Source organism: Mesorhizobium sp. M5C.F.Ca.IN.020.32.2.1, assembly GCF_004023105.1.
Lineage (GTDB): Bacteria > Pseudomonadota > Alphaproteobacteria > Rhizobiales > Rhizobiaceae > Mesorhizobium > Mesorhizobium wenxiniae.
The window spans coordinates 1-10186 of the sequence record NZ_RZSX01000124.1; the positions used below are offsets into that span (position 1 = coordinate 1).

The window sequence follows — 10186 nt, forward strand, 5'->3', positions numbered from 1 at the left end:
TCTTCAGACGCGCGTCAGCAGTGCCATCACCCCGCGAAGAGAACGCCAAGAGCAGCTTCGTCTTAAGCAACTTCTCGGGCGGGGAGGTACGGCGGCCGAGTGGCGAATACAGCGCCGGGAATACAGCCTCCTCGCGGATGCTGGCGATCATCTGTTGCGTGGCGATGTCGCCGGAACTGACAGGCGCCTGTTGCCGAGCGCCAGCCTGAAAGGCAGGACGGACGAAGATCCGACCATCGCCATGACGGCAATGGTCGGATCATCTGCGTAGAGCGGAGGCCTGTCCTCAGGCCTTTTGCATGTTCCACCATCCGACACGCTGCGGCATCTCGATTAACCCGGTTAGCGTCCTTCGACGGGCAACTGGCAAGACGATTTGACCCAACCGGACGTCCCCTACGAAGTCCCACCAAATCCGTTGCATTCTTCGAGCGAGGTCTTTGCGCTCTTCGAGCGTTCCGACATCCGGCCATTTCGCCCGAAGCGCCTCATACTCTTCGTTCATCGGCCAGCCGAACCACGCATTCTCGCCACCCGCACCTAGATAGACTGCGCTGGTCGGCTCGCCTTGGACGTAGTCGGAATCGCTCGTGATAAAGATGCTCCAGCCGCCGCTTTCAACGGGCCCCTTGTTGGCTCGGCGAGCGACAACACCGCCCCAATCGCTCGGCGCAAGCTCGGCATTGACCCCAATATTGCGCAATGTTGATGCCAAAAGCTGCGAGGCATTGCTGGCCTCCGGCCAATCCGTGGGCTGCAGGATAACGATGTTCTCGCCTGCATATCCCGCCTCATTAAAGAGTTGCCGGGCCTTCTCCGGGTCGCCGCCCTTCTTGAACCAACCGGTGTTCTCGTCATTTGAATATATCGTACTATTTCCAAAAATCGAAGTGACTGGTTGGGCATATTTGGCGTCAGGGGCCATGACGCGCAAAAAGGCCTCCTGATCGATCAGGTGGAGCATCGCTTGGCGCGCCTTCACATTGTCGAACGGTTTTTGCAGGTGATTCATGCGCAGGCACACGTCTTGGCCAGTTTTGTCCAGAACCTGGAGTGCAAGATTGGGGTCGCTTTCGATCGTGGAGTAGAAGTCGGCAGGCGGCGTTTGGACGAAATCAATCTCGTTCGCCTGCAAGGCCGCCAAAGCAGTCTGCTGATCGGCGATATTGTTCCAGATGACCCGATCGACCTTGACGAGCTTGCTGCCGGCGAACCCGTCGGAAGCGTCTCTCCGCGGGACATATTTCTCGTTGCGATCGTAAGTGAAGCTCGCGCCCGGCTTGGCAAGAGCCTCATTGAATCTGAACGGCCCGGATCCGATGTTCGCGGTCACCTGCTCGGTTGCGGGCCGCTCCGCGTCCTTCTCTCGCATGATGAACAGTGAATACCCCGCCAACGTCGCCATCAAATCAATAAGCACCCCCAGCGGTTCCTTGAGTACGATGGTGAAGGTCTTGTCATCCTTCTTCGAGATATCCGTAGCCCGCGCCGCGAGCAGTTGTCCTGAGGTAGTCTGGCCCCAGCGACGGATCGAGGCCACGCAGTCTGCTGCTGTAACGGGTGTGCCGTCGTGCCAGCCCAAGCCGTCCCGGAGCTCGAACGTATAGGTCTTTCTGTCGTCAGAAACGCCCCATTTGTCCACCATTTGCGGGCGCGGCAAAAGCTTGGAGTCAAGCGCGAAGAGCGTATCGTAGATGGCCCACCCATGGTGCTGAACGGGGCCGCTCGCTAACATCGGATCGAACCCGGATAGGGGAGCGTCCATTACCATGCGAACCGTCCGCGCGTCGGTTGGCGGCGTCTGTGCCCGCAGTAGCGACGGGATCGATAAAGCCGGTACAGCCGTCAGGCCGACCTTGAGAAGGTCGCGTCGAGAGATTGTCATGTTCGGTCCCCTTGTCTTGGTTAGTGGTGCGGCTCATCCGCACCTGAAGTCGGTCGGCGTCACAATGAGAAAGCCACAAGAAAGTCGACAGCGCTCTCACGAAGGACCTTGCTGCAGAGCGAAATTTTATGAAATTCTAACATCTGCCGTGGGGAGCGTTTGCGTCAAAATGGGCCAGCTCATGAAATAACGGCAGCAGAAGCTGGCGTCGTTTGCCATATCGCAGCCTAGAAGAGCCCCGGCGGCACGAAAAGAAGAGGTTTCCAAAATAAGCCGCCCGCTGGCAACTTGGTTCAAGATTCCTCCGGCGATCGATAGCTTCGCGCTAAATGAAGCGCTTCGCGTTGATAGACCTGGGGCAATGAACCTCGACCATATTTTTCGGCATGTCGGCAAGCTCTCATGGTGGGCAGGCACACATGTCTCTCAAATTCTTCGTCAAGCGCAGCCGCCGCCGCGAAAAATCCATCAGGGCAGTTTGCAAAACCAGCGTATCCCATGCCGGCGAAGCGGACGGCTCAAAAACCATGTGACCTCAACGCCCAAACAGAGAAGCGCTTGAGCAGCAACTGGGGGTTCCAGATGCGGCGTCTACACCGCGAGATCGAGATGGCAGCCGAGGGACGAAGCACCTACATCCTCACTCCATCAGCCTTCGGATCGTACATAGGCTTGAGTGACGCCGCTGCCGCAAACCGCTCTCCGGCAACTCGATCGCATAGGAAGAGCCTAGCGTATCCGCCTCGGTCCCGTGTTCGCAAGTCACGTCACCCAGACCAATCGCCCTGCCGAGACGATGGCCGACAGATTGCCGTGAGGTGCTAGCCGCCCGCGCTCGACACGACGCGTCCCAAATGCGAAAGGTCTTCCCGGGCCAGTTGAATTGCTTGCTATGGGCATAGCGCTGATGCTGCATAAGCGCATACTTGCCGAGCCCACGTAGGATCGGCGCAGGCTGAGGCTGCCTTCCTGGCCGCCCGCACGAGCCGCTCCCGTGCTCGGTTAAGGAGCCTGGGATCGGTCGGAAAGATCAGGTGCTTGGGTCGGACGGTCGTGTCGACGATCACCTGTCGGGTGTCCGTTGGCTTCACTCTGCTCTGTCCACATCTAGAACCGACTAGTTCCGCTCCCCCCGCTTGTGGCAGGCATGCAAGACGTTGCGAGTGACCTGCTCGACTACTGGGTCGGGCGGCAGAACCGGAGGCTCAAGACTACGAGTCGCGGTCCAGTCTATTGATGGCAGCAGGCCAAAGACCCAATCCGTCGTAGGTGCGCAGAATAGCATGCCCTTGCCGGGCTCTTTCTGATGCACCATGGTGACGAATCCGCCCCAGGCTGCGGCAGGTTTCCGCTGGCCGGGAGTGTAGGTAGGCGGCCAAGCGCTGAAGTCCCACTCACCCCAACTGCGACAGTCCGCGATGGCGAGCAGTCTGGTCCCTGCGAGTGCTCCATCGGCGAATGTGAGTTGCGGACGGTTGTCGCGGATCTCAACTTCTAGACCGTCTCCCTCATGCCCGACGAGCTTTATCTCAGCGCCGAAGGTATCCCCGCGCTCTAGCTCCAAGCCATCGAAAACCCAATGGTCGGGCTCACAGATAGTGAAGCCGCACTGGGGCCGCGAAGGGCCACCGTAGATCTCCCAATACCACATGGCGCCGCCGGTGAGTATCTCCCGCGGCGCTCCGGGCCGCAGGGTGTGGTTGTAGACGCCTGTCGTAGGGGTGGTTGATTCAGGACGTACGGACCAGGTCTCTCCGGTGAGAGGGAGGTCAGGCGTTGGCGATGCGGCGTGAAGTGGGTCAAGCAGCTCTCCGGCGTCGCCGTGCTCGTTGTCACAAGGGTCGCCTGACTCTTTGTAGCATTCGATGGCTGTATTGTCTGCTGCCTGACGGACCAGTTCAAACGCGAGGTTGCCACCAAGGAAGATCGTGTGGCCCCCGGAGTTTCGAAATTCACGTACGACGTCGAGCTGGTCTGCCGTCCAGTATTCATCGTGACCGATCGTGACCAAGGCACTGTAGTTGCCGAGGTTTGCCTGTCCGTCGGAAACGTCAAGACCCGAGCAGAAATCGACTGCTATGCCCTCGCGCTCTAACCAGTCGATGAATGCGAAGATGTAGGCCGCTTTCGGCGGCATTGGGCTCAGAATGGCTTCGTTAGGGTAGCAGAGCCCGAGGCCTGGTCGGTGAAGCGAGGCTTTCGAACCGCGAAGTTCGTTAAGGCGCTGACCATCTTCAGTACGCCCCACGTAAAGGCTGCGATTGTGCCAGATGTGGTACGCGAGCCAGGTAGCAACGTTTACTTGGCAGAGAATTCGTGATCCCGGACGGTCGACGCCACTCCTCACGATGAATAGCGCGTCCTCGCCGGCCCGGTTCGAGGAGCGCCCCCGCGGCTCGTCAGCGGAACAGAACTGGGCGAGGTATACGCCGCTGGGCCAATCTATGGGAACTTCCTCGAGGAGATTTACCTTCGGCCACCGGCATCCTTCGGAGTCGGCATCACCCGAACTGAGGCGACGACCCCCTGCCGAGAGTGGCAGGCGGTGTGGTCGGACTGGACCGAAGCGTTGGACGAAGGAGAGCTTTGGGAAAAGGTGTGCGTCCTCGCATCCGGTAATACGGTAGATGTCGACGTAGCAATCTTCCTCGGACCGTGTTGCCACGTGGGCTGACAGTGGCTGTCCCTGCCGAACGCTGATCGCCGTCATGTATCCGGCGAAGTACGGCTCCGCTTCTCGGCCGGTGGCCGGAAATGGAAGGTAGCGATAGTCCGTCGCCAGCGCAGGATGACGATAGGCGCCTGGTGGGAACATTTCCGTCTCAGCGGGAGCCTTGCGCCGCATCGCGATCAGCGGTTCTCGTATCTCGGACATTCTAGACCTCTTCGGAGTAGATCAAGCGATGCGCATCGTTCCGCTAAGTGCGTCGCGCTCGTCTGGGGCGGCGTGCACACGCCATTCGACACGATCAGGGAAAAGCGCGAAGACGCCCGTGGCGAGGGTATGGATGTTGTCGTCGCATTTCCGGTCTGTGTCGCGATAGATCGGGGCGGTGTCGTCAAAGAGCACCGCCTCAGGGCCGCTCACGAGTGCGCCTTCCGCGATCATCCGGTCCGCCGTTTCCTGCCGGTTGCGAGAAGACTGGGTAATCGTCTGCTCCCGACCGTCGAACTCGCTGAAGATTAGGTGGTTGGCGTGGGCCCGAGGCGACACGGCCTCTCGAACGGCGAAACCGGAGGCCGGCGCCTCGACCGAGAGGAGCCGGCGTGTCTTCGCCTCACCGAGATTGTGATGGAAGCCGCTGGCGCGGTCCTTGCGCTTCAGGATTTCGATCGCTTCGGTCAGGCTTCTCGCATCGAGTATCGCGCGGCAGATGATCTGCCTTGGCACGCCCTGCTGGAGATCGTGGGCGGTGATGTTGTTGACGGTCTGGACGATCCCAGACTTGTTCATTCCGAACGTGTGCCCCTGCACCATGCCAGGATACATGAAGCAACTCCATGCCGGACCCTCATCCGGCTCGACTTCGACCCAGGTACAGGCGCCGAGAATTTCTGCCGCGCCGTCGTCATTGTGGGCAATAATCGCCGGGCCATCACCTTGCCCAGGGATCAGGAGCGAGGTGCAGCCTGTGGCGGCCAGAGCTTTCGTTGCCGGGGAGACGCCTTCGGGAAGGCGTAGGTCGCCCCGGCAGTTCCAAAGGAAGACCGTTTCAAAATCCTGCCCGGCACCCTCAGCGATCCCCTCGATCTCGCGCACATAGCGCGGATACGAGGCACGTGCCGCGGATTCCAATGTCTTCAGATAGTCCGAGCCACGCCAGCGGGCGTCCAGCGCCCGATAATGCTCTGTGCGCAGGACCCCTTCGCTGAAGCCGGAGGCGCTGGCCCGCCCGAGAGCGAAGCCGATGGAGAAGGCATCGCCCTTGGCGCGGACGCGGGGAATGGTATTTCTGGACATTCGGGGCCTCTGGTTCATTGTGAAGCGCTGTCGAGTATAGGAATGACCAGCCCGAGGGCAGGCTCGCGCCGAAGGCGGAGGGCAAGGACGAGCGAGGCCGCGCCGAAACCTGCCCTTCCAGAAGACCGAAGCTGGAGATCGGTTTTCATGTTGTGGCTCTCCGATTTTTGAGAAGCGGCAGACCTCTCAATCCAAAAGTCGATTGATCTCGCCGGGAGACATCTCTTCAACATTATTCCCTGGCGGAGGGGCGCCTGCGCCAAAATGCATCGACTGCTGAAATACGAGCCGCAAAAACGGGGGTAGTGTGAAATATCGTCAGCCTATGGTGATGCAGCAGCGTTCCATCAAGGGGCGGCACAAGACGCCTTCTCGAACCGGCGCGGTTCAGCCGTCCGACGCTGCGTTGAGCCGACAATGAAGTGCGGCCGCTGGGCCGCAGCCTCGTCGAGTGCCCCGAAGCCGATGGCCCAGCGCAGCATTGAGGCACCATCCTGCTTCTGAAAAGCGATCAAACCGCCTGCCGCAATAACGGCGACGCTTAAGGACATAAGACTTCGTCCTTTGCCTCTTAGACCGCGGCTTCAATCATTGGCGCTGGCACCAGCGAGGCTATGCGCAGTCATATTCATGGTCCTTGCTTGGATTGGTTGAGGCTCGCCTTAAACGCCCGCCTCGTGGCATGCAGCACTGGCTCCGTATACCCACTCGGCTGCTTGCGCCCCGCGAAGATCAGATCCCTCGCCGCCGTGAACGGGATTGAATTGTCGAAATCCGATGCCATCGGCCGGTAGAGCGGGTCGCCGGCATTCTGCAGGTCGACCACCGTCGCCATGCGCTTGAGCGTCTCGATCACCTGGTCGCGTGTGCACACCCCGTGATGCAGCCAGTTGGCAACGTGCTGTGAGGAGATGCGCAGCGTGGCGCGGTCCTCCATCAGCGCGACGTCGTTGATGTCCAGCACCTTGGAGCAGCCGACGCCCTGGTCGACCCAGCGCACGACATAGCCGAGAATGCCCTGGCAGTTGTTGTCGAGCTCCTTCTGGATATCCTCCGGCGTCCAGTTGGGACGCGCGGCGACGGGAATGGACAATATGTCGTCGAGGCTCGCCCGTTGGCGGCTCTTCAGCGTCTCCTGCACCGCGTGCACGTCGACGCGGTGATAATGCGTGGCGTGCAGGGTCGCGGCCGTCGGCGACGGCACCCAGGCGGTGTTGGCGCCGGCCTTCGGATGCGCGATCTTCTGCTCGAGCATGGCCGCCATCAGGTCCGGCATCGCCCACATGCCCTTGCCGATCTGGGCGCGACCTTCCAGCCCGCAGGCCAGGCCGATGTCGACGTTCCAGTTTTCGTAGGCGGCGATCCAGGCCGACTGCTTCATGTCGCCCTTTCGGATCATCGGCCCCGCCTCCATAGAGGTGTGGATCTCGTCGCCGGTGCGGTCGAGGAAGCCGGTGTTGATGAAGACGACCCGCTCCCTCGCAGCGCGGATGCACTCCTTGAGGTTTACAGTAGTGCGGCGCTCCTCGTCCATGATGCCCATCTTCAGCGTATTGACCGGCAGGCCGAGCGCGATCTCGACGCGGCGGAAGAGATCGACCGCGAAGGCAACCTCCTCGGGTCCGTGCATCTTCGGCTTCACGATATAAACGGAGCCTGCCGGCGAATTTGCCCGCCGGCCATTCTGGCCGACATCGTGCAGCGCGATCATCGCGGTGATCATGGCATCCATGATGCCTTCCGGCACCTCATTGCCGTCGCGGTCGAGGATCGCCGGATTGGTCATCAGGTGCCCGACATTTCTCACAAGCATCAGCGCGCGGGCGCGCAGGGAAAAGGTGGATCCGTCGGGCGCGGTGAACTCGCGGTCGGGATTGAGGCTGCGAATGGAAGTTTTTCCGCCCTTGGTGATCTCCTCGGAAAGGTCGCCCTTCATCAGGCCGAGCCAGTTGCGGTAGACGACCACCTTGTCTTCGGCGTCGATCGCCGCGACCGAGTCCTCGCAATCCATGATCGTTGTGATCGCCGATTCCAGCCAGACGTCGGAAATATTGGCAGCGTCCGACTCGCCGATGGAAGACGTCGGGTCGATGCGCACCTCGATATGGATGCCGTTGTTGCGCAGCAGGAAGTGCGTGGGCTTGCGCGGCGCGCCGAGATAGCCGGCAAACTGGTCCGGCCGCGTCAGGCCGATCATGCTGCCGTTCGCGGTCTTAACGCGCAACGCCGCTGCCTCGACGGAAAAGCTGCGTGCGTCGCTCCAACTCGCTCCGGCGAGCGGCACGGCATCGTCCAGCAGCTTGCGCGCCCAGGCGATGACCCGCTCGCCGCGCACGGGATTGTAGCGCGGCCCGCGCTCGGCGCCGTGCGCCTCGGAAACGGCGTCGGTGCCGTAGAGCGCATCGTAGAGCGAGCCCCAGCGCGCATTGGCCGCGTTCAGGGCGTAACGCGCGTTCATCACCGGCACCACGAGCTGCGGTCCGGCGATCGTGGCGATCTCCGGATCCACACCGGCTGTGGCGATCTGGAAGTCCGGTCCCTCATTCAGGAGATAGCCGATCTCCTGAAGGAAATCCTTATAGGATTGCAGATCGGCATGGGAGCCCTGGCGGAGATGCCACTTGTCTATGGCCTCCTGGATCTCGTCGCGCTTGCGCAGCAATTCGCGGTTTGCGGGTGCAAGATCGTGCACGATGGCCGAAAAGGCCGCCCAAAATGCCGACGTGCCGATGCCGGTTCCCGGCAGCGCCTCGCCCACGACGAAGTCGTAGAGGTTCTTGGCGATCTTCAGCCCCGCGGCTTCGGTGCGCGCAGCGTTTAACTGATGATTGTCCACCCTCTCCTCCCTACGCCGCCACATGATCGATGACAGGAAGATCCTTTGCGACGGTCTCAGCCAACATGGCTGATGTCGCGGCAGACAGTGTCCAGCCAAGGTGCCCGTGCCCGGTATTATAGTAAACGCCCGGTGCCTTACCTTTGCCGACACGCGGCATCATGTTCGGCATCATTGGACGGAGGCCAGCCCAGGGCACAATACGGTTCGTGTTAACGCCCGGGAACAGCTGCCGCGTCCAGTCTACCAGAGGCCTTACGCGGTCTTCCCTTATGTCCCGGTTTTGGCCGTTGAACTCTGCGGTCCCGGCCACTCGGAAGCGCGCTTCCCCAAGCCGGCTCGTGACGATTTTGGCCCGGTCATCGAGGATGCTCACCCAAGGAGCGGCTTCCTGCGCCGCATTGTCTTCCAGATGGACCGTGATTGAGTAGCCTTTGACGGGATAAATGTTGAGGCGATCGCCCAGCATCGCCGCGAAGTCACGGCTGTTCGAGCCCGCGCATACGACAATCGCATCGGCCTCGATATCCTGCGCCGGGGAAGCATGGGTAGAGTACGTCAGCCTGAACCGGCCGCGTCGCTCAATCTTTGTCACCGACGCGTCATAGTGAAAACTTCCACCACGCCGTTCGCATGCGCGGGCTAATCCGGTGGTGTACTTGTGGATGTCGCCTGTTGAGTCCGAAGGTGTGTAGAACCCACCATAGAAAGTGCCGCGCAAGGCCGGCTCAATGGAAGTGATCTCGCTCACCGTGACCGGCCGCCTGTCAAGGCCTCCTTGGACGAGCAGTTGATTGACTTTCGTAGCGTGGTCGAAGCCAGGCTTATCCCAGTAGACATGAAGGATCCCCCGGCGAACGTGGTCGAAATCGATGCCCTCACGCTCCGCGATGTCAAACATGTGCCTGCGCGCCGCGATCGCCAGACGGGTGGTGGCAACAGTGTTCTCGCGGTACTTGGCGATATGAGAGACAAATTCCGCGAGCCAGCTGTACTTGTGCCATGTCGGCGCGGGATTCATGAGGAGCGGCGCGTCGCGCCTCGCCATCCACTTGATGCCTTTTAAGATCGTCGACCAATGATTCCAGACTTCCGCATTGCTCGCCGACAGCTGCCCGCCGTTTGCAAACGAGGTCTCCATTGCGGCATAGCGCTGACGCTCTAGCACGGTGACCTCATACCCATGTTCCAAAAGGGCATAGGCCGTCGACACGCCGGTAATGCCGGCACCAATCACAACAAGCTTGGGCATTTAAGTCTCCAGACGGGACAATGGGTTCGGGCCAATCGGTCCGTGGCTCCTTCCCCAAATCTGTCCCTGTACCTGAGAGCTTAACCGGGGCGGCCCGGCTTTCCCCTTCGGTGGACGCTCACGGCGTCTCTCTCCAGATTGTTCGGCAGGACGGTCGCTTGTACCTGAGAGTTTCCTTGGGGGGTTGCTCCTTCGGTGTCGGCAGCGTGCCGATCTCTCCCGTACTGCACTATCGAACGGTCCCGTTTATAG

6 protein-coding genes, 2 pseudogenes and 1 riboswitch are annotated in these 10186 nt (G+C 60.8%); of the genes and pseudogenes, 1 reads left to right on the forward strand and 7 read right to left on the reverse strand.

Going from position 1 to position 10186, the window contains the following annotated elements; translation table 11 throughout:
• Positions 1 to 271 (forward strand): hypothetical protein (locus EOA86_RS39325; protein WP_206629982.1); only part of this gene is annotated, 271 nt, incomplete at its 5' end.
• A 15-nt stretch (positions 272 to 286) separates the two neighbouring features.
• Here the strand turns inward: EOA86_RS39325 and EOA86_RS08900 are convergent.
• The 7 genes and pseudogenes from EOA86_RS08900 to EOA86_RS08925 all read right to left on the reverse strand — a co-directional run bounded on the left by EOA86_RS08900 (position 287) and on the right by EOA86_RS08925 (position 9934).
• Positions 287 to 1885, reverse strand: a complete 1599-nt coding sequence (locus tag EOA86_RS08900) for an ABC transporter substrate-binding protein (protein ID WP_128341269.1) — start codon at positions 1883 to 1885, stop codon at positions 287 to 289.
• A 632-nt stretch (positions 1886 to 2517) separates the two neighbouring features.
• A pseudogene (locus EOA86_RS41175) lies at positions 2518 to 2693 on the reverse strand (glycine cleavage T C-terminal barrel domain-containing protein); the annotation flags it as partial.
• Between the two features lie 72 nt (positions 2694 to 2765).
• A pseudogene (locus EOA86_RS40085) lies at positions 2766 to 2976 on the reverse strand (IS5/IS1182 family transposase); the annotation flags it as partial.
• A 26-nt stretch (positions 2977 to 3002) separates the two neighbouring features.
• Positions 3003 to 4760 (reverse strand): N,N-dimethylformamidase beta subunit family domain-containing protein, encoded by a 1758-nt coding sequence (locus EOA86_RS08910; RefSeq protein ID WP_128341270.1) that lies wholly within the window; start codon positions 4758 to 4760, stop codon positions 3003 to 3005.
• 21 nt (positions 4761 to 4781) lie between these two features.
• The gene (locus EOA86_RS08915) at positions 4782 to 5846 is read right to left on the reverse strand and encodes a C45 family peptidase (protein WP_128341271.1); all 1065 of its coding nucleotides are present in this window, start codon (positions 5844 to 5846) and stop codon (positions 4782 to 4784) included.
• A 628-nt stretch (positions 5847 to 6474) separates the two neighbouring features.
• Positions 6475 to 8682: a malate synthase G gene (locus tag EOA86_RS08920; protein WP_245497192.1), complete on the reverse strand. Its 2208-nt coding sequence runs from the start codon at positions 8680 to 8682 to the stop codon at positions 6475 to 6477.
• Between the two features lie 10 nt (positions 8683 to 8692).
• The gene (locus EOA86_RS08925) at positions 8693 to 9934 is read right to left on the reverse strand and encodes a D-amino acid dehydrogenase (RefSeq protein ID WP_128341273.1); all 1242 of its coding nucleotides are present in this window, start codon (positions 9932 to 9934) and stop codon (positions 8693 to 8695) included.
• 141 nt (positions 9935 to 10075) lie between these two features.
• Positions 10076 to 10166: riboswitch (glycine riboswitch) on the reverse strand.
• Positions 10167 to 10186 lie beyond the last annotated feature (20 nt).